This window comes from Gottfriedia acidiceleris, assembly GCF_002128425.1.
GTDB classification, from domain to species: domain Bacteria; phylum Bacillota; class Bacilli; order Bacillales; family Bacillaceae_G; genus Gottfriedia; species Gottfriedia acidiceleris.
Genome location: NZ_NESS01000001.1, coordinates 55976 through 78249, shown reverse-complemented (window position 1 = coordinate 78249; position 22274 = coordinate 55976). Strand labels below are relative to the sequence as shown.

Sequence of the window (22274 nt, the reverse complement as noted above, 5' to 3'; positions counted from 1 at the left end):
TGTCAATATACTATACAGCCGTAAGAAAATACATACCATTATTGGAAGGAGACGGCCATGGAAAATGGAAAAATTTCATCCCTTCAATTAGCATTCATGATCTATCCAACAATTATAGCTACAGCTATTCTCATGGTACCAAGCTTTACAGCTCATTACGCCAAACAGGATTTATGGTTGTCACCTATTTGGTCTAGTTCAATCGGTTTTTTTACAGTTTTTATCACATATCAATTGTCAAAACGATATCCAAATCAAACCGTCATTCAATTTAGCCAACAAATCTTAGGTCAGTACATTGGGAAAATAATAGGATTACTATTTTTGTTTTTTTATATTCCTACCACAGGTTTGATTACAAGAAGCTACGGAGAGTTTGTGGTAGACTCTTTTCTTCCACATACACCAGTTATTGTCATCACAGGATCTATGATACTTGTCTGTGCATTTGCCATCCGAGGAGGTATTGAATTAGTAGGAAGAGTGGCCGAGTTATTTGTGCCTATATTTCTCATAACGCTAATTTTATTATTGCTGTTATTAATTCCAGATTTCAACTACAAAAATATTTTCCCTATCATGGAAGATGGACTTATGCCTTCGATAAAAGGATCAATTATACTCCAAGGCTGGTTTACAGAATTTTTTTTAATTATTTTTCTCCTTCCTTTTTTAAGAGATTCTAAAAAAGGACTAAAGTCGGGGATGTTAACTGTATTTGCAGTAATGATTACTTTAGTAATCGTAAATATGTCGACATATGCAGTACTTGGAACATCGACAGACTATAAAGTATACCCATTGATGAATGTAGCAAGGTACATTAGTATTGCGAATTTTTTTGAACATTTAGAGGCTATATTTATGGCTGTTTGGATATTAGGAACATTTGTGAAAATTTCCATATTCTATTATGCTTCGGTACTAGCAAGTGCTCAGTTATTTAATATATCCGATTACCGTCCTGTAGTATGGCCAGTAGGGATTTTAATTGTTGAATTTTGTTTTTGGTCATTACCTAGCACGGTCGAGATTAGCCACTATGAAATCGTTGCATTTCCTTTTTATGCACTTCTTGTTCAATGCATTATTCCGCTTTTTCTTTTACTAATTAGCCTTTTTAAAGGGTATTTTCAAAAATTACAATAAGAAAAAAATAAGTGATAGTTGAATGTATAGGACAAACTTGGTTCCGGGAAGGCTTAAAAGTAAGGAGGCGGTTTGTATAGTTACTTTCGAAGTTTTATCACTAATGATTAGCTTTGGTATGTTTGTAATCGCCATTTTAGAGTTTAAAGATAAGGATAAGAATAAAAATTCTTAAACACGCTTAAGAGGCGTGTTTTTTTTCTTATAATAATGTCTGTTAGTTATAATTTGAGGATTTCACTTAAGTATAGTAACTATTGTACAATTAGAATAAGTGAAAAAATCAAGAAGGTGAAAAAAGATGTATGATATTACAATTATCGGTTCAGGTGTAAGTAGCATTTTTTTAGCATATACATTATTACAATCAAATCAAAAAGTATTAATACTTGAAAAAGGAAAATCTTTAGAGGAAAGGGAATGTGCTACAGACAAAGGCGGAATATGCAATTGCGATGTTTGTGGTAAATATTATGGGTTTGCAGGACTTGGTAAATCAGAAGGGAAATTTAACTTCTCTTGTGATTTTGGAGGAGATTTAGCTCAAAAGGTAGGCAGAGAAAATCTTAAACAATTAATGAAAGAGGTAGATGAAATATTATGCCTTTTTGGTGGAAGTTCTGTACAAAAATATTCGACTGTAAATGAAAAGTTGGCTAAAAAAGCGGAGGATTGCAATTTGCATATGTTAACTACTGAAGTTAGACATCTTGGTACGCGTCTTTCAACAGAAATATTCCAACGACTATATAACGAGTTATCTAGTAGGATTGATATTCGCTTTGAAGTTGATATTGAAAATATTAAAAAGGAGAATAATCTATTCTCTTTAAATACTAACAAAGGAAAATTTGAATCTGAAAACGTAGTATTTGCAACAGGTAGATCCGGAACAGAATGGTTAAATGATCAGTGTACATCACTTGGCGTTAAACAAGGTAGAACTCGTTTAGATTTAGGGATTAGAGTCGAAATGAAGGAACAACAGCTTCGTTCAATTTTACAAGATACATTTGAAACGAAACTTGCTTTTGAATTTGATGAATTGATTTCAACTACATATTGTATGAATCCAAAAGGTAGAATCGTTCGAAAGTTTCAAGAAGGGCTAGTTATGCCTGATGGACAAAATTTTAGGGAAAAAGAATCAGGGACAACTAATTTAAATTTTACTTTATTCACTCCTAAATATTTTTCTTCACTAAAAGAAGCAAATGTTTACGCTACTAAAATCATTGGAAAAATAAATAAAGGTTCAGATCGAATCGTCGTTCAACGATTAGGTGATTTAATTAGTGGCGAGCCTACGACTAAATTGAAAATGGAAAAAAACAGTATAAAGCCGACATTAGATGCCGATTATGGTGACCTTAATAATGAAATACCTAAATTATATTTGAATATATTACAAGGATTTTTGAGTCAGTTGGAAGAATTTATTGGAGAGACAAATGATAAGGATACACTTCTTTACGGAATGGATGGTAAGTTTTATTCACCTATTATTGAAACAAATACAAACTTTGAAACGAGTTTAGAAGGTTTATTTGTAATTGGAGATTGCTCTGGAGTTACCCATTCGTTGTCTCAAGCAGCGGCTAGTGGTATTCATTTAGGTAAGTTTTTGGCAAATAAGAATCAATATTTAACTTGTTAACTAGATTTTAAAATTCACATTGTGGGTGATTAGATGAAAAATAGAATTCATTTATATTTAATTAGACATGGTGAAACTTATTTAAATCGTTATAAAAGAATGCAAGGCTGGGCCGACAGTCCATTAACAGAAGAAGGGAAACTAGTTGCGATTGAATGTGGAAATAGATTATCACATATCCAGTTTGATCGTGTCTATACTAGTGATTCAGGTAGAACAGTTGAAACGGCAGAACTAATTTTACAGCAGAACAGTTATGAAATCCCTGTAATTAGAAAAACAAAAGCCTTCCGAGAATCCTTTTTTGGTAGTTTTGAGGGCGAATACTCAGCGGTAGCCTTAGGGAAAGTCGCAATTGATCACGGTTATTCTTCCTTTAGAGAACTATTAAGAAATCGGTCCCTAGAAGATGTTACAAATTTTATCAAAGAATCTGATCCATACCATCATGCCGAGAGCTACACCGAGCTATGGGAGCGAATTGAAAAAGGGCTGAATGAACTAATCATCGAAAATAATAAAAACGATGAGAATGTATTAATTGTCACTCATGGAAATACGATTCGCAATATTGTAAAAAAGTTTTCAGAGGAATTTAATATTGAATTGGAAATAAAAAATGCTAGTATAACAATCTTGGAATACTCGTCTGAAACATATAAAGTTATTTCTTTTAATCAATAATTCACTTGAATATAGTCAACGTTTTATATTCTCTTAAAGGTAACGTAATAATCAAAACAAATTCATTAATTCCATCAAAAAAGAGAAGGCTCCAGTCCTTCTCTTTTTTCATCTTTATAGTTGCTTAAATTAATTTTATTATTTATTTTTTAACTTTTTACTATCACTATTCTTACTCTTTATGACTGGTGCAGGAGCTTTAAAAAATTGCTTGATTGTTTGTCTGTTCTTTGAAAAGTTTAATTTTAGTACTGCTCCTGAATGTTTAACAGTTTCGTTTGTAAAACCAGCATCTACAGGAATACTTAAGCGATCAATTTTTTCGATTGGTTGAGAAAATGCAATAGAAGTAAGTGAAAGTATTTCATCTAACTTTAAGTCAGTAGAAACATATTTTGTTGTTTCGTCTAATAAAAGAGGGACTCTAGCGATGCCTCCAAAAGTATTTAACTTTTCTTTAACGGCAATTACAACTTTTAACAATACTTCTTGTTGGCGTTGAACTCTTCCAAAATCATTATCTTGATCATGTCTAAAACGTACGTATTTTAAGAGCTGTTCACCGTGTAATTTATTTCTTCCAGGTTTCATTTTCAAGTTCATATCATTAATGATTGATTCACTAACATTTACAGTTATACCTTCTGGTACAAGAGTATCTACAATTCCAACAAAACCTTTAAAATCAATTATAACGGTATGGTCAATGGGAATACCGAGATTATTATAGATAGTTTCTTTTAGTAGTTTTTCTCCACCTAAATAATAGGCCTGATTAATTTTTCCGTAACCATACTTATAACCATTAATTTTAACATATGAATCCCTTAAGATTGATGCAACTTTTAAAGTTCGATCTTCAACGTTATATTGAACAACCGCAATACTATCTGATCGTGAGTTTTTTTCACCTCGAGAATCAACACCTATTACAAGGAAAAATAATGAGTTTTTTAAAAGTTTATTTTTAAAGCTCATATTTTGCTCACTTAGTGAGTTTAATTGGCTTTGGCTAGGGTCTGATGGTATAATTTGACAACTGGTTAGAAAGAAAACTAGAAAAGAAAGAAGGCATATGCGTAAGAACTTCAACATGACTATAACTCCCTTCTATGTGTAGATTTATGTTGGTCCATTTATGTAATTTACCCTCTAATATTTTGAAAATACATAACAAAAAAGGAAATCCCCATAAATGGTAAAAATTGTTGATTGAAACGAAATAGTAGTTAGTATAAAATCAACATTGTTAAATGCTTCACAAATTAGAACGGAGTAAATTAGTAGATAATTTATTTTTTTAATCCAATTTGTGAATTATTTCACATAATAACCGCATTTGAAATAATATTAATCATTTTATAAGGCAATAATAAAAAATATATGTTTGTGAAGTTTTTTAACAAAATAATTAGGTGCTAGATTTGATGGATAAATCTTAGAACCTAAACAAGGGAGTAAACCAAATGTTAGTAGATAGTTTTAATCCATTCGATAACCTTGCAATTTCAGCACTAGTTGCGGCTGTACCGATTCTTTTATTTCTTTTATGCTTAACAGTATTAAAAATGAAAGGTATTTATGCAGCGCTACTAAACCTTGGAATTACATTTATAATCGTACTGACTATCTTTAAATTACCAATCGGTGAATCAATCGGTAGTGTTACTCAAGGGACCATTCAAGGGTTATGGCCAATTGGTTATATCATTATAATGGCTGTGTGGTTATACAAAATAACAGTAGAATCTGGGAAATTTGATATTTTACGAAGCAGTATAGTTGGAATTTCAAGTGATCAACGTATCCAGTTTTTATTGATTGGATTTTGTTTTAACGCATTTCTTGAAGGGGCTGCAGGTTTTGGCGTACCGATTGCTATTTGTGCAGTATTATTAGTTTCAGTCGGTTTTAAACCATTACAAGCTGCTATGCTTTGTTTAATTGCAAATGGTGCATCTGGTGCGTTTGGCGCAATTGGAATACCAGTAGGAATTATTGATACATTTGGATTACATGGTGTAACTTCAATGAAAGTTTCAATCATGACAGCACTAACATTACCTATTATTAATTTTACCATTCCATTTCTTTTAATTTGGTTAATAGATGGATTTAAAGGAATAAAAGAAATTTTCCCAGCAATTTTAGTAACGTCTATTACTTATACAGTTTCTCAAGCAATCATGACAATCGTTTTAGGTCCAGAGTTAGCAGATATTATTCCTTCATTATTAACAATGGGTGTTTTAGCATTATTTCTTAAAAAATGGCAACCTAAAAATATTTTCTTACTAAATGGGAAAAAATTCAAAATTGAATCTTATTCTTTGGCTAATGTGATTAAAGCATGGTCACCATTCTATTTACTAACAATTTTCGTATTAATTTGGAGCTTAAAATCATTTAAGGGTTTATTTGTTGAAGGAGGAGCACTAGCTTCTACTGTTATAAAATTCGTTGTACCAGGTTCTACAATAAATGTCAGCATTGATCTAATCGGAGCGACAGGTACTGCAATATTATTAGCAGGATTAGTTACAATTTTCTCTTCTAAATCAATTAATTTTAGTAAAGGTTTATCTCTACTTAAAAAAATAATTTCAGAATTTTGGATACCAATCATTATGATTTGTGCAATTATTAGTATCGCAAAATTGATGACGTATGGAGGATTAACAAGTGCTTTAAGTCAAGCAGTTGCACATACAGGAGATGCATTTCCATTCTTATCTCCAATTTTAGGTTGGATTGGTGTATTTATGACTGGTTCTGTAGTAAATAACAACACTTTATTTGCTCCAATTCAAGTTTCAGCCGGTAATATTATAGGTACAAATCCTTCTTTATTAGTATCAGCAAATACTGCAGGTGGGGTAATAGCAAAACTAGTTTCACCTCAATCAATTGCAATCGCAACAGCTGCAGTAGGTGAAACAGGTAATGAATCGACATTAACAAAAATGACATTAAAATATAGTTTTGGTTTACTAGCGTTTGTTTGTATATGGACATTTATATTATCACTATTCTTCTAATTAGTAAGTTAAAAAGTCTTGAGAGAGGATTTCTCAAGACTTTTTTATTTTTTAAATTTGATATTAAGAAAAATTTGTTTAATGTTCATAATCTAAGATCTATTCAATTTACCTAAAATATAGTCGAATGCCTATGTAACAAGGATTGTGAACCTTACATATACTTTATTGTGATTTCTAAAAGTTAAGTGAAGGAGGCAATCTTTATGAAGGGATATTCACCTTACTACGGCGGAGGCTACGGTTGTGGCTGGGGATGCGGCGGAGGATTTGCGTTAATCGTTGTATTGTTTATTTTATTAATTATCATCGGTGCGTCTTTTGTAACTTGCTAAAAAATATTGAGCGTCAGCCACAAATACCGACTAACAATTAGTTAGTCGGTTTATTTGATTTTTGCAAGGTATTCATATCGTTTTTAAGTTTTACACTTTTCACCAACTTTTTATTCAGTGCATATAAAGAAGTAGGTATATAACTAGAAACTTCTACTTAATTTTATTTAATTTAAATTGTCCTATTAAACAAGGAGGACCATAAATGAAAAATCAGCTTTATAAACCTCAAAGACATTGGAAAGATATTCCTCTATGGAAAGATGTTACGGATGAACAATGGAACGATTGGCTATGGCAATTAACAAATACAGTCAGAACATTGGATGACTTGAAACAAGTGATCGATTTAACGAAGGACGAAGAAGAAGGGGTAAGAATATCAACTAAAACAATTCCATTAAATATTACGCCATACTATGCTTCTTTAATGAATCCAACCGATCCACGCTGCCCCATTAGAATGCAATCTGTACCAATTAGTAAAGAATTAAATAAAACAAAATATGATTCGGAAGATCCACTTGGAGAGGATGATGATAGTCCAGTTCCTGGATTAACGCATCGATATCCAGATCGAGTGCTTTTTTTAGTTACAAATCAATGCTCAATGTATTGTCGCTACTGTACAAGACGTCGATTTTCAGGGCAAATTGGTATGGGAGTACCGAAAAAACAATTAGATGAAGCAATTGCATATATTCGTGAAAATGAAGAAGTCAGAGACGTTCTTATTTCAGGTGGAGACGGATTATTAATTAATGACAATATTTTGGAATACATTTTAAAAAATTTAAGAGCAATTGATCATGTAGAAATTATTAGAATTGGCACTAGAGCACCTGTAGTATTCCCCCAAAGAATTACTGAAAACTTATGTGAAATATTAAAAAAATATCATCCAGTATGGTTAAACACACATTTTAATACGAGTATTGAAGTAACAGAAGAAGCAAAAAAAGCATGTGAAATGCTTGCGAATGCTGGTGTTCCAGTTGGGAACCAATCAGTTATTCTAACAGGAATTAATGACAGCGTACCGATTATGAAAAAGTTAATGCATGACTTAGTAAAAATTAGAGTCAGACCATATTATATTTATCAGTGTGATTTATCAGAAGGAATTGGTCATTTTAGAGCACCAGTTGCAAAAGGGTTGGAGATTATTGAAGGGTTACGGGGGCATACTTCTGGTTATGCAGTACCTACATTTGTAGTAGATGCACCAGGCGGAGGAGGTAAAATCTCACTTCAGCCAAACTATATCGTCTCACAAAGTAGCAAAAAAACAGTACTACGAAATTTTGAGGGTGTCATCACATCTTATCCAGAGCCTGAAAACTATAAAGAGGATACAGCTGAAGAGTATTTTTCACTTGTTTACCCTGATTATTTAAATAAAGCAGCTAAAGTTGGTATTGCTAGTATTATGAATGATCAGGTGCAAAGTCTTATTCCTTCAGATTTAGAAAGAATGAAAAAAAGAGAACAATATCAAACAGATCCAGCACATAGTTCATTGAAAAATAAACGAGAAAAAAGGGATGAACTAAAGGAGAAAAAATATCAATCACAAATTCAAAAAATGGATGGAAGTGTAAAAAAAGATGAATAATACACTAAAGTGTGATTGGTGTGGGGAAGACAATGTACAAGAAACAAAAGCCGTTGTACATTGGGAATTACCTGATGGTTCCCGAGCAATCACAATTACAGATGTACCATCATATCATTGCGAACAGTGTAAATTTACCTATCAAAAGGAAGAAATGGTCAAATCGATAGAAGATCAGTTGTTTCTCATTTCAACTAAATTACTTCCGGTTTCAGTCACATTTGATGAATTAATGAAGCAGCCGAGATTATTAAAAAGAAATTATTTTGACTTCTCGTCTTAGAACGAGTATTTTTAAAATATAAAATAACTCTGTTATTGTATAAGGTACATTCATAAAGAAACAATTTTTAGAAATAGAGACAAAAAAATTATAAAACTGAGGGAGAATCATGAGAAAGTCATTTTACCATTATATGATGAAGCATAGAAACTATAAAATTCCTAACGAAATTGGAATATTGGCAGATCATCTTTTTAATGATCACTCATTTCCAAAACATTCTTCAAGCTATGACGAAATTAGCTCGTATTTAGAGTTTGATGGAACTTTCCATCAATCGATGAGCGTTTTTGACGAAGCATGGAACTTATATTTAGAAGATCAATAAGATGTAACTTAGGTAAACTAAGTTGCATCTTTTTTTATATAAACAAGAAAATTCAAACGTCTTTTCTTTTCAATTAGTTCTCTTATTACCCGTTTTTATTTCTTACCTACAAAATAGGCTAATCCCTTTTTTTATTTACGATGAAAATGACAGACAATTATCTATTGGTTGCATAGTATACAGTAAAAACGAATTAGTCACGACGAATGGAGAAGGAGGTAAGAAGTATGACGAAGAAAAAACAACCCAAATATAACGTGGATGATATTGTCGTGATAACGTTATATGGTACTGTCGGAAAGATAACAAATATTAACTTTCTATTTTTATTGGGAATTCAACACTTTACCAAAATGCATAATAAGGTGATTTTATGTTAGCAGCTATTTATCTTAGACTCTCAAGAAATGAAGAACAAAAAGATGTAGATGAAGTGTTACTTAATCATAAAAATGCTTTGATTAAGCTTGCAAACCAACATAATTTAAAATATATCATTTATCAGGAAATTTCGAGTGGTGTAAATACAGAGCGTGAACAATTAAATATATTACTAAAGAAAATTCATGAATTTGATTATTTAATTATTATGGATATAGATCGTCTTTCACGTGATAATGCACATGCCGAACAAATCAAGCAAGTATTACTATTAAATGATATTAAAATATTAACGCCACAAGGTAAAATAGATCTATCGCAGGAAACGAATGAAATGTTATTTTCATTTCAGGCAGTATTGGCTAATTTTGAATATAAACAAATAAAGAAGCGGTTATCGAGAGGTAGATTAGCGGCAGCGGAGCAAGGAAAATGGGTAATGAGCAATAAGACTCCACTTGGATATCGTAAAAATTCAGAAAAAAAATTAGAAATAAATGAAGACGAAGCAAAGATCATTCGACTAATATTCGATAAAACGTTAGAACGAGTTTCCGTCAATGAAATAGCAAGGCATTTAAATAGATTAAATTGGAGGAGTCGACAAGGTAAAATCCTTACAACATCACATATTAGCCAATTACGCACAAATCCCGTATATTATGGAGTCATACAAGCTAGTAGACGTATTCATAATAAAATTATTGATGAAGTTTTTATTGAAAATGCACATGAGGCAATCATTACAAAGGAGCAATTTTTTGCCGTCCAAAACATATTAGAAAATAATAAAAATGTTTATTTTCAAAACCGAAAAACAGTTCGCAGGTTACAAAATTTAATATACTGTAATTGCTGTGGGAGGAAGCGATATATTCAAAAAGATAGTTCAAATATTGATTTTATTAAATCGTGTTCATATAAAATATCAAACAATCAGTGTAAAGATCGAGGCTATAAATATGAATTAGTTGAAGAGTTTGTTTTAAAGAGCATTAAAGAAAAAAAATCAGAACTAAAGAACGCGCTAAAAATGCTAGATTCTCAAAAAACAATTGAGCTAGAACAGAGATTAATGAATGAACTCGACTCATTAATAAAACAAAAGGATAAAATTAAAAAACGTCAAAATAACGTTATAGAAATGAGGATGGATGGAGAAATTACTAAAAATGAATACGAAGAATTAAAAAATGAACTAATCGTTCAAATGAATCAAATGAACGAGCAATTAGTACTCTATCAGACTCAAATAGAGAATTTAAGAAACAAAAAAGATGATGATCAAAAAGTAGAGAAGATAATTGAAACTCTGGACGATATAGAACGAATAGATCCTGAAATATGTAACCAATTTTTAAAAACATTTATTAATAAAATATGGTTTAGTAGTAATATGAATTCAAGTCATGATACTACTCAAAGTAAGGAAATTGCCACTATTAAAATAGAATGGATCTAATTCAACATTCTAACATTCTATTAAACGATTCCCTCTAGAAATCTCCCATTAAACAGCCACGTAAGGTCATTTTTTTTTGAGAATCTTAAATTTAAAAAATAAAAAGTTCAGCAAACCATCTCCGAAAAGATAGGACTGAACTTTTTTATCATGCAATATTAAAATTTATCTGTTATTGATCAATTTAACTAATTCATTAAAGTATTTTTCAGCTTCCTTAGTGCTTCTTGCATTTTTTAATTTTTTCTTTAAAATATTGTAATGAAAATCTACTACTTCATTGGTCGCATCATTAGTACTGTCATCAACATTATTTTGGACAATTTCATCGACAACAACAGTATCGGTTTGATGCATATTTCCCTCCTGAATCGAGAGGGCACTTGTCTTTTTGTTTTCACTTTTCTCTTTCTCCATTTCTTCAAGCGTCGAACTAAAATCAATTATTTTATCATTAACGTTTTTATCAACTAATTTTTCTAAATACGCACCACCGCTAACTCCACAAATAAAAGCATAAATGATAACGGATTCAGGAGTTTGTTCAGTTGTCGTTAGAACAGCAATAAGGTATGATACACAACCTGCCATAGCTCCAAGAATGATTTCTCTCTTAGAACCTAATGAATATCGTTCTCTACCATCAGAATCTTTAAATCGATAACTTCTAATATAGCCCTCATTTGCTAATAATATATTAGCATAGCCACCTATCGCACCAATTAATATTGATAGAATGGTCAGAAATAAATCGTTAGAAGATAATGTATCGAGCCAATTTTCGTACATATTGCTCCCCTCCCTTTTTTGTAAACTATATGGAGGCTTTTTTTAGAATAGTACAATTAGATGTAATACGATTAGATAGCGAAATAAGTTGATCTAAGTCTTCTAGTTAACAAATTAACTCTTTACGTGTACTTGTTTATTTATAAAAGAGCGAATGGTTTGATTAAATTTTTCTGCGGCTTCCATTTTGGTTACATGGCCAGTATTTTTGAAAATAATTAATTTTGAATTTGGAATACTTTTATGCATTATTAATTGGACCCATACAGGAGTAATGGTATCATACTCACCACCAATAATAAGCGTTGGTACTTTTATATTTGGTAATAATTCTCTATTATCAACGTTAAAACAGGCTCTCATTGACTTGTCATATCCTTCTGGATTTGGGCGATAATATTGTTTAAATTGTTGTAATAACTCTTCTTCCCATGTAAATAGGCACGCTCTTATTGTCATCTCTCTTATTTGTTGTGGTGTAAAAATTTTTGATCGAAGCTCCTTATAATGAATAAACCATAAACCTAGTAATCTAGGAGCAAAATGAAATGTACTAACTAGAATTAAAGAGCGACATCTTGCAGGTGCTTGACGGTAAATCTCTTGTGCGACAGTCCCACCCATAGATAAGCCTAGTATATGTGCACTTTCAATTTCTAACTGATCCATTAAATCAAGGACATCTTTTGCGAAATTCTTAATTGATATTCCTTCAGTTAAATGATTTTCTCCATGGCCACGCAAATCAGGAATAATTAAATCGAATTCATTTGCTAGCTCATATTGTTTAATCCAACTTTCTTTTACTTCACCAAGACCATGAATTAATACGAGAGGTTCTCCAGTACCTAACCGGTCGTAATACAGTTTGATCTTTTCAGTCTTAGTAACGTACAATTTTATCACTCCTTTGGTATTGGTTTTACGAAATTATTTAACGTTAAAAACGGTATGTTTGGAGTTTTTAGAAAATTTATAATAAATTATATTTGGTGTATTGACGGTATATTCATCTATGTGTAAAATACACCTATAGATTTTATGTAGAGGTGTTACCAATGAACATTGATAAAGATAAAAATATTGCTCCTTCAAAAAATTTTATTATGCCTTTTATTCTTCTACTTCTTAGTCGGATGACACTTCATGGATATGAATTAATTCAAAAGCTTCACGCATTCGGGTTTCAAACACTAGACCAAGGAAATTTATATCGATTATTAAGACAACTAGAGAAAGAAAACCTTGTACAATCAAAATGGGATACAAAAGGAAGCGGACCTGCTAAGCGCTGCTATTCAATTACAGAAGCTGGGAAGGCTTACTTAAGAGGTAACGCGAGACAACTCGAACTTTACCAATCAATGCTTGATCAATTTTTCAAAATGTACACTAGTTTTCTTGAGCTCTACATTCCTCCATTACAAAAAGAGGATAAAATAGAGAAAAATTCGAAATCAAAAGAGGAGGAAGAGATTTGACGACTCAGAAAGTTTCAAAACAAAAAGCGGAAGTTGTTCCAAAAATTGAAGCTGAGAAAGTAGAAAATTATTTTATGGATCCTTTTTTTAATACACTTTGGGACCAATATGAAGATAGTTTTAATCACTTAAGAGCGAGTAGAGAACAAAGGTTTAATTCGTTTATGAAAGTGTTAAAAGAAACAAGGAAATTTAATGAGGAATATCGTAATGCAGTAAATGGTTTATTTGGGGAAGTAAAGAACTTTAATCATCATTTAAAAGTAAGAACATCTAAAATTAGAATCGCAAATTCAGATGAATCTTCAGCTGTTCAATTAAGTGTAAACCTATTTGAAGAAACGGTAAATAAATTTGGTGAGTTATTATCTACTCCTTTCAAAGCCTCAGTTGAGTTAATTGAAAGAGTGGAGGAGCAATGTGAACAAACTGGTGAATACTACATAGAGAGTTTAAAGGAAAGAGATCGAGTTTGGTCATCATTAAATGAACATTACTTAGAACAGTTAAGGGCAGCTCATACAAGCTTTAACCATCGTATTGAAGATAGCTTTAAAATGTTTACATTTGAAAGTAAATAAGACTAACTATTAAACAACTCATATAAATCAGATGAGTTGTTTTTTATGCTTTTACACATATATTTTACCAACTGCTTCAATGAACTATAGACTAGAACTCTGAATAGTCTATAGAGGGGTGTTTCTTCATGAATAAGTTTAAATATGAAGAAATTGGTAAGATTAATGCAAAACTTGCTGCTGAAGCATTACTAAAATTAACTATAAAAATAAAAAATGAAGAGATAAAAATAAATACATCTAATAAGCCACTCACTTAAAAATTTAAGTGGTATCTTTGTTTGGTTAGCCAATAAAAATAGAAAGTTAACAAATATTAAACTGATGGATGGCGTTTTTGTTTATGAAGTCAATAATCATGACGGACTTTATGTTGAGAATACTCTTCAGCTTCTCAACGAATATGATGGGAAAAAACTTGAGAAAGAATGGATAGAAGTAAATTATTCATTTTCTTTTGGGGATCTCGTTCAAGTAAATGGATATGAAAAAGAAATCTTTCGAATTGTTGGATATCGTACAGAAGTTTGGCGATATAAAAATGACGCGTGGGAAGATACAATCTATGAATTAGCGCGTATTACTGATGGAGAATGGTTAGAAGCCGATGAAACAGATTTAACCTTAATTGCATCAGCACAAACTGCAAATGCAATTTTAAAGAAACTAAGAAATGATAAAAATGGCATTACAAAATTAGACTTAGAAAAACTTCGCTCAATGAATGATTTTAATAAAAACAGAAATAAAACAACAAAACAAGAAATTATTGATGGATTATTAGATATATATAATGATTACGCTGTTTTATATTCAATCTTCCAAGACGAAGAATACAAAATTGTAATGGATTTAGTGCTTAAAAATTTAAATAAATTCTCAGAGAAGAAAACAAATTGAGAGAGAGGATATTCTACAATAATTGTAGAATTATATGAATCATAAAAGGTATGCCTATCCCTATTAAAATAAAAAATGCAATTGTCGTCAGTTTTTCAACAGCTTCTTCAAACATTTCTTCATTAACCATAATTTCTTTTAAATTAGCTAGCTTGTCCATTTTCATCATATTAAAATCGCTCCTTCAACATGTTTTAATTGAATATATGCTTGTCATTGTTGTATTATGCTAAAGGTTACATATTAATATTTTTTTGTGCTTGGTAAGGTTTTTTTCATATTTTCTCATTTTTCACATATTAACTAGTAAGGGGTGATGCTAGTGAAAGAAATTGAGGTAGTTATTGATACGGAAGAAATAGCAGAATTTTTCTATCAACAGCTCATTCAGCGAGGGTATGTTCCTGAGGAAGAGGAAATTGAAGAACTAGCGGATATTACGTTTGAGTACTTATTGGAAAAATGTATGATTGATGAAATTGATGAGGAAGATGAATAGTCATGAAAGTGGCGACGGGAGCTCTCGTCGTTTTTCTTTTGTTTATCCAAAGTACAAGCAATTAAATCTCATTAATTGGAAATTATATTGGAGGTTTGTATGAAAAAAAATAATTGGATACTAATTTTTACTTCTATTTTTCTATTTGTTATTTTAGGACTTATTTATGATTCGAAAATGATTCGGAGTTTGGATAATTCAGCGTTTAAATTCTTTGAATTCATTCGAACAGATGCACTAGATTCATTTTGTTATTTTTTAAGAGATTTTGGTTCTTCAAAAATGTATTTAACATTTGCTGCCATCATTTTAGTTTATTCAATTATACGTAAGCGTATTTGGACTGGTTTATCGCTTCTTATTACATTATTGACAGCTAGAGTGGTTGTTTCCTTTTTAAAAGATCTATATGAAAGACCACGACCAAGTTCGATGTATTATGTGGAAAGTGGATTTAGTTTCCCAAGTGGTCATGCAGTTATGGCAACGACCTTCTTTCTAACATTAGGGTTTATTCTAATTGTCATTCAACCTGCGTTGATGAAACACAAAAAAATGATTCAATTGATCGTTCTTTTAATGATATTTTTAATATCAATGAGTAGAATTTACTTACATGTACATCATTTTTCAGATATTATTGCTGGATGGTTAGTAGGATATGCATGGTACAGTATTTGTAAAAATGTATTTATTAATTTACATGAAAGAAAACAGCTGTAATTAAATATTCAAAAAGTACACCTATAATCGAGATGTTATAGGTGTTTCTTTTTGAATAAAATTTAAAGCCAATAAACTTGGTTTAAAAATAAAGTATATTTAATTGTAGCATCAGTACGTTTATCGAATTCTCGAGAGCGAAAGCCATATGTTATATTGACAACTACTTCATAAGGGGAAATGATTTTAGCACTTGTATCAATCGTTGTTCTAAAAAACATTCCTTCTTGATCAGAAAAACCATAATCGATTCCGTTTAAAACACTACTTGCATGTAAAACTCTAAACGGATATGTTCTAAATAATCGAGAAATCGTTCTTCCTCCGGTTAGTGCTTCTGGAAAGCGAACAACATCTTCAATGAAATTAAGCACAATAAATCACCTCATTAGATGTATATGATCTAAATCAAGTCCAAATTGACTATAAATGGTAAACTAGGAAAAAAGGATATGCACAAAAGAATCATAAAAAAACTTGATAAAGAGCATACGAAAAACCACAAGGATCCATTACCTTGTGGTTAAATTTTTTATATAGATTTTAAGTTAATCCCAGTCTCATAATAAAGATTTAACTAAGTTTATATTATTCAAATGTTGATAAAAATTCTTCAACTGACTCTGGTGTTTTTGCATTTGCACTATGTAAGTGTCCGATTTTTTCGCCATCTTTATAGACAAGTAAACTTGGAATTCCCATTACTTGTTGTTCACTAGCGATTTCTGGAAATTCATCGCGATCCATTGTGTACCAAGTAAAAGATGGATGCTCTTCAATAACGTCACCGATAAAAGCATCTAAACGTGTACAGTCAGGGCACCAAGTTGCGTAAAATTTCACTACGATAGGCTTTTCACTTTTAATTACTTCTTCATATTTTTTAACATCTTCTATTTTTTCCATAATTGCCTCCTAAGCTTTGATAGGTTTATTTTGAATCATATTTATTAGTATTTCAATTATTTTAACTTAATAATGCATTTTTTGAATTAATGTGATTAAAATGCATACAAGCGTTCGTATGTTGATGTAAAATATTAGATAGAAAAGCTGTACTAATAATTACTAACAATGAAAGTAAATAAATGAGGTGTATTTAATGAAGTTTATTCATACAGCAGATTGGCATCTTGGTAAAATTGTACATGGTGTACATATGACAGAAGACCAACGATTTATTTTAGATGAATTCATTTCAATCATTAAAGAAGAAAAGCCAGATGCAGTTGTAATAGCCGGCGATTTATATGATAAAAGTATATCTCCAACTGAGGCGATTGAACTATTAAATGACGTTTTCCATAAGATTGTAATTGAATGTAATACGCCCATTCTTGCAATTGCTGGAAATCATGATAGCGCTGAACGAATTGAATTTGGTAGCCGTTTTATGGAAAAAGAAGGTTTATATTTAGTAGGAAAATTTCAAACACCATTTAAGAAAGTTATATTGAATGATGATGATGGTGAAGTTCATTTTTATTTAATCCCATATGCCGAACCAAGTATTGTACGATATAACTTACAAAACGACGATATTCATTCACATGATGATGCGATGAAAGCAATCATAAATAAAATTCGAGATGAAGAATTAGACCCTTCAGTACGAAATGTATTTGTTGGACATGCATTCGTCACAAAAAATGGTGAGCCTTCAGATGAAGAGACAGAGGGAGAACGAACGCTCTCTATAGGTGGCGCTGAGTATGTATCACACCATAATTTCAAACATTTTAACTATACAGCTCTAGGACATTTACATCGTGCACATTTTGTAGGAAATCAATCAATTCGATATTCTGGATCACCATTAAAGTACTCACTTTCAGAAGAAAACCATAAAAAAGGTTGCTTAATTGTTGAATTAAAAGCTGACGGTGAGTTATCAGTAGTTAAGAAAGATTTTCATCCAAAAAGAGATTTAAGATCAATCGAAGGAACGATCGAGGAAATCAGACAGCATACTGTGAATCATGATTATGTATTTGTTAAATTAACTGATGATCATATGGTAGTGCATCCGATGGAGCAAATCAGAACCGTTTATCCAAATGCAATGCATGTAAGTCGAAAGCGGACAACACTACAATCAGATAAAACAAATCAACTGAGTGTAGTCGAAAAACAATCAAAAAATCAACTTGAGTTATTCCAATCTTTTTATAAAGAAATGAAAAATGATGATTTGAAAATTGAAGATGAAGAATATATGAAAGAGATTATTCACGAAATCTTTGTAAGGGAGGAATAGATTTGAAGCCATTAAAAGTAGTACTTCATGCATTTGGACCTTACAAGGATAAGGTACATGTTGACTTTAGTCGACTAAATGAAAAAGGATTATTTGCAATTACTGGTCCAACAGGTGCAGGGAAAACAACAATATTTGATGGAATTTGTTTTGCACTATTTGGAGAAGCAAGTGGTGAAAATAGGAATGACCAAACATTACTTCGAAGTCATTTTGCAGATGATGATCTATATACTAGTGTTGAATTGACATTTGAATTAAAAGGAAATCATTATCATATTTTTAGACAAAAAGGTCATCAAAAGAAACAAAATAAAGGTATTACAGGCGACAAAATCGAGTTTTATAAAATTGAGAATGATGAAAAAGTACCTTATTGTCAGGAATTTAACAAAACTTCAATCGTTAATAAAAAAGTAGAAGAATTATTAGGGATCAATGCAGATCAATTTAAACAAATCGTATTACTTCCTCAAGGGGAATTTAGAAAATTATTAGTTTCAGATACAAAAGAAAAGGAAGAAATTTTACGTAAGATTTTCAGAACCGAACTTTTCGAAAAAGTAACTGAAAGATTGAATTTAGCTAGAAAAAGCATAGAAAGTCAATTTACTAATTTAAAGCAGAAAATCGTTATTAAATTAGAAGTAATTGAAAATTTATTAAGCGAAAAAGGGATTCAAATTTCCGACGAATCTCAAATTAATCTTCATATTGTGAATGAAATTTTAACTGAACATATTTTAAGTTTAATTGATGATTTAAAAAGACTTGAAGAAAATGAGAAAATACAAAAATCACAATTAGAAGTTAGTCAGCAAAAACTATTTTCAGCAGAAACACATAATAAAAATATTGATCGTTTACACGAGGTCATTGAATTATTAACAATGTTAAAAGGCCAAGAGGTAGAAATAGAAAATAAAAAAGTAAAAATTAAATTAGCCACAAATGCTGAAAAAGTATTGCCTATAAAAACTGAACTTGAGAAACTAAATAATTCTCTCCAAGTTACGAACGATACATTATTATTCGAAATAGAGAGTTTAAAAGAAACTCTCATTAAAATTGAAAAAATCTCTGCGGAAGTAGCTACATTACCTGAAGAGCAAAAAAAATTAGGTAGCTTAGAAAACCAATTGAGTAATTTATTAGATTTAAAAGAAGATGTTGATCAGTTTCAAAATCATAAATTAGCGTTTCATAATAAGTCCAAACAGCTTCTATTATTAGAAAATGAAGAAAAGACATTACAAGATGGTTTAAAGAAAGAGAATGAAGAATTAATTCAATTAAAAGAGCAACTAATTGACTTAGAAGGTATTCATGATCAATGGGCTAAGCTCACCTTATTAAATAAGGAAATTTCATTAAAAGGTGGGTTTGCTAAACGAATCTTTTTTGCAAAAAAAGAATTAGAGCAAAAACTAAATGAATGTCGTATAAAAAATTTAGAGCATATTAAATTGAAAAATGAATTGGACAAAATTGAAAGTGAAATGCATCAGCAAAAAGCCGCTTTTTTAGCGAAAGATTTAAAGGATCAAGAGCAATGTCCAGTTTGTGGGAGTACCCATCACCCATCTCTTGCTAAATTTAATGGAACTGTAAATGAAGATGAAGTAGAAAAGTTGAAAATGCAAGTAAATCAATTTCAGACTGAATTAGCTACAATTCAAGGGGAAATTAAAAGTAAAGAAAATTCATTAAAAATCGATGAACAATCATTTTTTGAGGAGCATGGGCAATTTGATTTTACAAATGAAGGTCTTAAAGCTCTTGCTAATGAGTTTAACGATAATCAAGTAAAATTAACTAATCTGACTGAGAAAAAGGCTGCTTTCGAAAAGATTAATAATTTAATAAAAACAAAAGAACAATTCATTAGGGACCTAACTTTAAAAGTTTCAGAGAAGACTGAGTCAATGAATAAGTTTACGAATGAACTAAATGAATTAAAGATTCACATCGTACAAATTGAATCAAAATTACCTGAATCTTTAAGAACTGTTGAGAAATGGCAATTGGAAAAAAATGAAATTGAAAAAAATATCGCATTATTAAAAGCTAAAATTTCTAAAATTGAAGAAGAACATAAAATCCTAACTAAGCAAAAGACGGTTAAAGAGACGACTCGTACTCATCTTGAGAATGAAATTTTAAAATTAAATGACGAAATTCGAACGACAACGGTTCTTTATCATGAAAAATTATCTGAGTACGAGTTTAATGGAGAATCTGAGTTTACGAGTGCTATTGAATATATACAATTGATCGATCAATATCGAAATGATTTATTAATGTTCGAAGAGAATCTTCAAAGATTGAGTACAGAAAAAGAATTGCTTGAAAAACAAGTTCAATCGATGGAAAAAGTAGATGTAAGTGAACTTAAAATGAAGGTAAAAGAAATTACTCAGCATTTAGACTCGATTGTTAATGAGATGATACGTATTCAAGAATTAAATAAGCGATTGAGTCAATTGAAAATTGACTTAAAAATTTATCAAGAGGATTTTGTAAAAACTGAAAAAAAATTAGCAGGTTTAACTGATTTATATAAAGTTACAAAAGGCGATAATGATAAAATGATTTCGTTTGAGCGGTATGTCTTATTAGATTATTTTGAACAAATTATTGATTCGGCAAATATTCGACTTGATCATTTATCAAACGGTCAATTTCAATTGCAAAGAAAAGATGCAGTTGAAAAAGGTAGAAAACAAAGTGGGTTAGGATTAGAAGTTTATGATTCCTATACCGGACTTGCTAGGGATGTAAAAACATTATCTGGTGGGGAGCAGTTTAATGCTTCACTTTGTTTAGCACTAGGTATGGCAGATATTATTCAAGCTCATAAAGGTGGCGTATCAATTGATACGTTGTTTATAGATGAAGGATTTGGATCTCTAGATGAAGAATTACTATCAAAAGCAATTGATACACTTATTCAGCTTCAAAAATCAGGCCGTTTAATTGGCGTAATTTCTCATGTGCAAGATGTAAAGGATGCAATGCCTGCAGTAATTGAAGTTCATAAAACGAACAAAGGATATTCTGAGATTTCTATTTTAATAAAATAAAGTCAAAATTATTGCCGGACCGGAAACAAATTAGTGTTTCCGGTTTTTTATATTTATACTTACATTCATATTTGAGATTATCACTACCACTATATGTGTATTCCAGGTTCAAATGAAATCGTTTGGTCTTTTCCATTCATTGTGACATGTACTCCAAAGGGGACTCCGTAATTCGGTGAACAATGGCCAATTGGAAATCCACTTAGAACGGGCAATCCTAGTGGGATGATATGATCATGCACTATTTGAGGAATAGAAAGGGAGGCTTTTCGTTTTTGAGGTCCGCATTCGTTAAAATCTCCTAAGATAATCCCTTTACAACCCTCAAGCTTATTTGCCAATCGCAATTGATTAATCATGCGATCGATACGGTACGGTTCTTCTTGAATGTCTTCAATAAATAAAATCTTACCTTTTGTATCCACCTCATAAGGTGTACCAATCGTACTTGTTAAAACTGTTAGATTCCCACCGGTGATTGGGGCAGTAACAGAATATGAAAATGCTGGGTATGTATTTGCTTCCGAAGCGGTAAAAGTGAAACTTAGTGGTTCTAATAATTGGTTGAAAGAACCTATTGTCTCTGCTGGAACATCATCTGCTCCGCATTCTTGCATCATAGGTCCATGGAACGTCACCAGGTCTGCTTTTTGTTGGAAAGCAATATGCAAAGCTGTAATGTCACTATATCCCCAAAAGATTTTCGGATTGTTTTTGATTTGCTCAAAGTCAATATCTTGAAGCAATCTTCCGCTTCCATATCCTCCGGTTGCGCACAATACAGCCTTTACTTCAGGGTCAGAGAAGGCTTTATGTAAGTCTGACACTCTGTTTTCATCACTTCCTGCAAGATATCCCCGCTTTTCTGTTACGCCATTACCGATAAGAACATTCAGTCCTGCTTGTTCTAATGTTAACTTCATCTTCATCACATTTTCAATATTCGGTGGACTCGATGGCGCAATCATCATTACTGTATCCCCTATTTTCAATGCATTTGGTCTTCGCATATTTTTCCTCCTATTTATG

At 31.2% G+C, this 22274-nt stretch carries 25 protein-coding genes; 18 read left to right on the top strand and 7 right to left on the bottom strand.

What is annotated here, in order from left to right; all coding sequences use genetic code 11:
• Positions 1 to 57 precede the first annotated feature (57 nt).
• The 4 genes from B6K90_RS00380 (at position 58) to B6K90_RS00370 (ending at position 3490) form a co-directional block, all read left to right on the top strand.
• Positions 58 to 1149 carry a GerAB/ArcD/ProY family transporter gene (locus B6K90_RS00380; RefSeq protein ID WP_088010577.1) on the top strand — a complete coding sequence of 364 codons (1092 nt, stop codon included), beginning with the start codon at positions 58 to 60 and terminating at the stop codon, positions 1147 to 1149.
• 22 nt (positions 1150 to 1171) lie between these two features.
• Positions 1172 to 1324, top strand: coding sequence for a putative holin-like toxin (locus B6K90_RS24490; RefSeq protein WP_407920482.1), 153 nt, complete (start codon positions 1172 to 1174; stop codon positions 1322 to 1324).
• A 126-nt stretch (positions 1325 to 1450) separates the two neighbouring features.
• Positions 1451 to 2806 carry an NAD(P)/FAD-dependent oxidoreductase gene (locus tag B6K90_RS00375; RefSeq protein ID WP_088010576.1) on the top strand — a complete coding sequence of 452 codons (1356 nt, stop codon included), beginning with the start codon at positions 1451 to 1453 and terminating at the stop codon, positions 2804 to 2806.
• A gap of 33 nt (positions 2807 to 2839) precedes the next feature.
• Positions 2840 to 3490, top strand: a complete 651-nt coding sequence (locus tag B6K90_RS00370; protein WP_088010575.1) for a histidine phosphatase family protein — start codon at positions 2840 to 2842, stop codon at positions 3488 to 3490.
• A gap of 138 nt (positions 3491 to 3628) precedes the next feature.
• Here B6K90_RS00370 and B6K90_RS00365 read toward each other — a convergent pair whose 3' ends face one another.
• Positions 3629 to 4468 (bottom strand): LCP family protein, encoded by an 840-nt coding sequence (locus tag B6K90_RS00365; protein ID WP_167555231.1) that lies wholly within the window; start codon positions 4466 to 4468, stop codon positions 3629 to 3631.
• 488 nt (positions 4469 to 4956) lie between these two features.
• Here B6K90_RS00365 and B6K90_RS00360 point away from each other — a divergent pair, with 488 nt between their 5' ends.
• The 6 genes from B6K90_RS00360 to B6K90_RS00335 all read left to right on the top strand — a co-directional run bounded on the left by B6K90_RS00360 (position 4957) and on the right by B6K90_RS00335 (position 10932).
• A complete protein-coding gene (locus tag B6K90_RS00360) occupies positions 4957 to 6528 on the top strand; it encodes an L-lactate permease (protein ID WP_088010573.1) in 1572 nt (523 codons plus the stop codon).
• A 206-nt stretch (positions 6529 to 6734) separates the two neighbouring features.
• Positions 6735 to 6863 (top strand): YjcZ family sporulation protein, encoded by a 129-nt coding sequence (locus tag B6K90_RS00355; RefSeq protein WP_088010572.1) that lies wholly within the window; start codon positions 6735 to 6737, stop codon positions 6861 to 6863.
• A gap of 205 nt (positions 6864 to 7068) precedes the next feature.
• Positions 7069 to 8478 carry a lysine 2,3-aminomutase gene (gene kamA / locus B6K90_RS00350; protein ID WP_088010571.1) on the top strand — a complete coding sequence of 470 codons (1410 nt, stop codon included), beginning with the start codon at positions 7069 to 7071 and terminating at the stop codon, positions 8476 to 8478.
• Positions 8471 to 8761, top strand: coding sequence for a YokU family protein (locus B6K90_RS00345; RefSeq protein WP_088010570.1), 291 nt, complete (start codon positions 8471 to 8473; stop codon positions 8759 to 8761). Before kamA ends, B6K90_RS00345 begins: the two co-directional genes overlap by 8 nt.
• 109 nt (positions 8762 to 8870) lie before the next feature.
• The gene (locus B6K90_RS00340) at positions 8871 to 9089 is read left to right on the top strand and encodes a YozE family protein (protein ID WP_025671848.1); all 219 of its coding nucleotides are present in this window, start codon (positions 8871 to 8873) and stop codon (positions 9087 to 9089) included.
• 373 nt (positions 9090 to 9462) lie between these two features.
• Positions 9463 to 10932, top strand: coding sequence for a recombinase family protein (locus B6K90_RS00335; RefSeq protein ID WP_088010569.1), 1470 nt, complete (start codon positions 9463 to 9465; stop codon positions 10930 to 10932).
• A 165-nt stretch (positions 10933 to 11097) separates the two neighbouring features.
• Here the strand turns inward: B6K90_RS00335 and B6K90_RS00330 are convergent, their stop codons facing one another.
• Positions 11098 to 11721 (bottom strand): hypothetical protein, encoded by a 624-nt coding sequence (locus tag B6K90_RS00330; RefSeq protein ID WP_088010568.1) that lies wholly within the window; start codon positions 11719 to 11721, stop codon positions 11098 to 11100.
• A gap of 114 nt (positions 11722 to 11835) precedes the next feature.
• A complete protein-coding gene (locus B6K90_RS00325; protein WP_407920481.1) occupies positions 11836 to 12627 on the bottom strand; it encodes an alpha/beta fold hydrolase in 792 nt (263 codons plus the stop codon).
• Between the two features lie 152 nt (positions 12628 to 12779).
• Between B6K90_RS00325 and phaQ the strand changes: the two genes are divergently transcribed.
• The 4 genes from phaQ (at position 12780) to B6K90_RS00310 (ending at position 14683) form a co-directional block, all read left to right on the top strand.
• Entirely contained in the window at positions 12780 to 13202 is a 423-nt protein-coding gene (phaQ, locus tag B6K90_RS00320) for a poly-beta-hydroxybutyrate-responsive repressor (RefSeq protein WP_088010566.1), read from the top strand.
• A complete protein-coding gene (locus B6K90_RS00315) occupies positions 13199 to 13783 on the top strand; it encodes a hypothetical protein (RefSeq protein WP_088010565.1) in 585 nt (194 codons plus the stop codon). The genes phaQ and B6K90_RS00315 overlap by 4 nt, the downstream gene beginning before the upstream one ends.
• Before the next feature lie 128 nt (positions 13784 to 13911).
• Positions 13912 to 14043 (top strand): hypothetical protein, encoded by a 132-nt coding sequence (locus B6K90_RS24295; protein WP_268875883.1) that lies wholly within the window; start codon positions 13912 to 13914, stop codon positions 14041 to 14043.
• 64 nt (positions 14044 to 14107) lie between these two features.
• Positions 14108 to 14683, top strand: a complete 576-nt coding sequence (locus tag B6K90_RS00310; protein ID WP_069032034.1) for a hypothetical protein — start codon at positions 14108 to 14110, stop codon at positions 14681 to 14683.
• A gap of 13 nt (positions 14684 to 14696) precedes the next feature.
• On the opposite strand, the gene B6K90_RS23525 is transcribed toward B6K90_RS00310, so the two are convergent.
• Positions 14697 to 14852: a hypothetical protein gene (locus tag B6K90_RS23525; protein ID WP_167555230.1), complete on the bottom strand. Its 156-nt coding sequence runs from the start codon at positions 14850 to 14852 to the stop codon at positions 14697 to 14699.
• 153 nt (positions 14853 to 15005) lie between these two features.
• On the opposite strand from B6K90_RS23525, the gene B6K90_RS00305 reads away from it, so the two are divergent.
• A complete protein-coding gene (locus tag B6K90_RS00305) occupies positions 15006 to 15182 on the top strand; it encodes a YozD family protein (protein WP_087997714.1) in 177 nt (58 codons plus the stop codon).
• 99 nt (positions 15183 to 15281) lie between these two features.
• Positions 15282 to 15905 (top strand): phosphatase PAP2 family protein, encoded by a 624-nt coding sequence (locus B6K90_RS00300; protein WP_088010563.1) that lies wholly within the window; start codon positions 15282 to 15284, stop codon positions 15903 to 15905.
• A gap of 62 nt (positions 15906 to 15967) precedes the next feature.
• Here B6K90_RS00300 and B6K90_RS00295 read toward each other — a convergent pair whose 3' ends face one another.
• Both B6K90_RS00295 and B6K90_RS00290 read right to left on the bottom strand, forming a co-directional pair.
• Positions 15968 to 16279: a hypothetical protein gene (locus B6K90_RS00295; protein WP_088010562.1), complete on the bottom strand. Its 312-nt coding sequence runs from the start codon at positions 16277 to 16279 to the stop codon at positions 15968 to 15970.
• 214 nt (positions 16280 to 16493) lie between these two features.
• Complete coding sequence (locus B6K90_RS00290; RefSeq protein WP_088010561.1) at positions 16494 to 16811, bottom strand: thioredoxin family protein; 318 nt, start codon at positions 16809 to 16811, stop codon at positions 16494 to 16496.
• 196 nt (positions 16812 to 17007) lie between these two features.
• On the opposite strand from B6K90_RS00290, the gene B6K90_RS00285 reads away from it, so the two are divergent.
• Both B6K90_RS00285 and B6K90_RS00280 read left to right on the top strand, forming a co-directional pair.
• Complete coding sequence (locus B6K90_RS00285) at positions 17008 to 18162, top strand: exonuclease SbcCD subunit D (protein WP_088010560.1); 1155 nt, start codon at positions 17008 to 17010, stop codon at positions 18160 to 18162.
• Positions 18163 to 18164: 2 nt separating this feature from the next.
• Positions 18165 to 21245, top strand: coding sequence for an SbcC/MukB-like Walker B domain-containing protein (locus B6K90_RS00280; protein ID WP_088010559.1), 3081 nt, complete (start codon positions 18165 to 18167; stop codon positions 21243 to 21245).
• Between the two features lie 89 nt (positions 21246 to 21334).
• Here B6K90_RS00280 and B6K90_RS00275 read toward each other — a convergent pair whose 3' ends face one another.
• Positions 21335 to 22255 (bottom strand): S66 peptidase family protein, encoded by a 921-nt coding sequence (locus B6K90_RS00275; RefSeq protein WP_088010558.1) that lies wholly within the window; start codon positions 22253 to 22255, stop codon positions 21335 to 21337.
• Positions 22256 to 22274 lie beyond the last annotated feature (19 nt).

What these genes read in the sequence shown, in the direction of transcription:
- B6K90_RS00370 (WP_088010575.1), top strand. Translation starts at nt 2,840, where the DNA reads ATGAAAAATAGAATTCATTTATATTTAATTAGACATGGTGAAACTTAT.
- B6K90_RS00285 (WP_088010560.1), top strand. Translation starts at nt 17,008, where the DNA reads ATGAAGTTTATTCATACAGCAGATTGGCATCTTGGTAAAATTGTACAT.
- B6K90_RS00275 (WP_088010558.1), bottom strand. Translation starts at nt 22,255, where the DNA reads ATGCGAAGACCAAATGCATTGAAAATAGGGGATACAGTAATGATGATT.
- B6K90_RS00290 (WP_088010561.1), bottom strand. Translation starts at nt 16,811, where the DNA reads ATGGAAAAAATAGAAGATGTTAAAAAATATGAAGAAGTAATTAAAAGT.
- B6K90_RS00365 (WP_167555231.1), bottom strand. Translation starts at nt 4,468, where the DNA reads ATGAGCTTTAAAAATAAACTTTTAAAAAACTCATTATTTTTCCTTGTA.
- B6K90_RS00355 (WP_088010572.1), top strand. Translation starts at nt 6,735, where the DNA reads ATGAAGGGATATTCACCTTACTACGGCGGAGGCTACGGTTGTGGCTGG.
- B6K90_RS00340 (WP_025671848.1), top strand. Translation starts at nt 8,871, where the DNA reads ATGAGAAAGTCATTTTACCATTATATGATGAAGCATAGAAACTATAAA.
- kamA (WP_088010571.1), top strand. Translation starts at nt 7,069, where the DNA reads ATGAAAAATCAGCTTTATAAACCTCAAAGACATTGGAAAGATATTCCT.
- B6K90_RS00360 (WP_088010573.1), top strand. Translation starts at nt 4,957, where the DNA reads ATGTTAGTAGATAGTTTTAATCCATTCGATAACCTTGCAATTTCAGCA.
- B6K90_RS00300 (WP_088010563.1), top strand. Translation starts at nt 15,282, where the DNA reads ATGAAAAAAAATAATTGGATACTAATTTTTACTTCTATTTTTCTATTT.
- B6K90_RS00345 (WP_088010570.1), top strand. Translation starts at nt 8,471, where the DNA reads ATGAATAATACACTAAAGTGTGATTGGTGTGGGGAAGACAATGTACAA.
- B6K90_RS00330 (WP_088010568.1), bottom strand. Translation starts at nt 11,721, where the DNA reads ATGTACGAAAATTGGCTCGATACATTATCTTCTAACGATTTATTTCTG.
- B6K90_RS24295 (WP_268875883.1), top strand. Translation starts at nt 13,912, where the DNA reads ATGAATAAGTTTAAATATGAAGAAATTGGTAAGATTAATGCAAAACTT.
- B6K90_RS23525 (WP_167555230.1), bottom strand. Translation starts at nt 14,852, where the DNA reads ATGATGAAAATGGACAAGCTAGCTAATTTAAAAGAAATTATGGTTAAT.
- B6K90_RS24490 (WP_407920482.1), top strand. Translation starts at nt 1,172, where the DNA reads ATGTATAGGACAAACTTGGTTCCGGGAAGGCTTAAAAGTAAGGAGGCG.
- B6K90_RS00380 (WP_088010577.1), top strand. Translation starts at nt 58, where the DNA reads ATGGAAAATGGAAAAATTTCATCCCTTCAATTAGCATTCATGATCTAT.
- phaQ (WP_088010566.1), top strand. Translation starts at nt 12,780, where the DNA reads ATGAACATTGATAAAGATAAAAATATTGCTCCTTCAAAAAATTTTATT.
- B6K90_RS00375 (WP_088010576.1), top strand. Translation starts at nt 1,451, where the DNA reads ATGTATGATATTACAATTATCGGTTCAGGTGTAAGTAGCATTTTTTTA.
- B6K90_RS00310 (WP_069032034.1), top strand. Translation starts at nt 14,108, where the DNA reads ATGGATGGCGTTTTTGTTTATGAAGTCAATAATCATGACGGACTTTAT.
- B6K90_RS00335 (WP_088010569.1), top strand. Translation starts at nt 9,463, where the DNA reads ATGTTAGCAGCTATTTATCTTAGACTCTCAAGAAATGAAGAACAAAAA.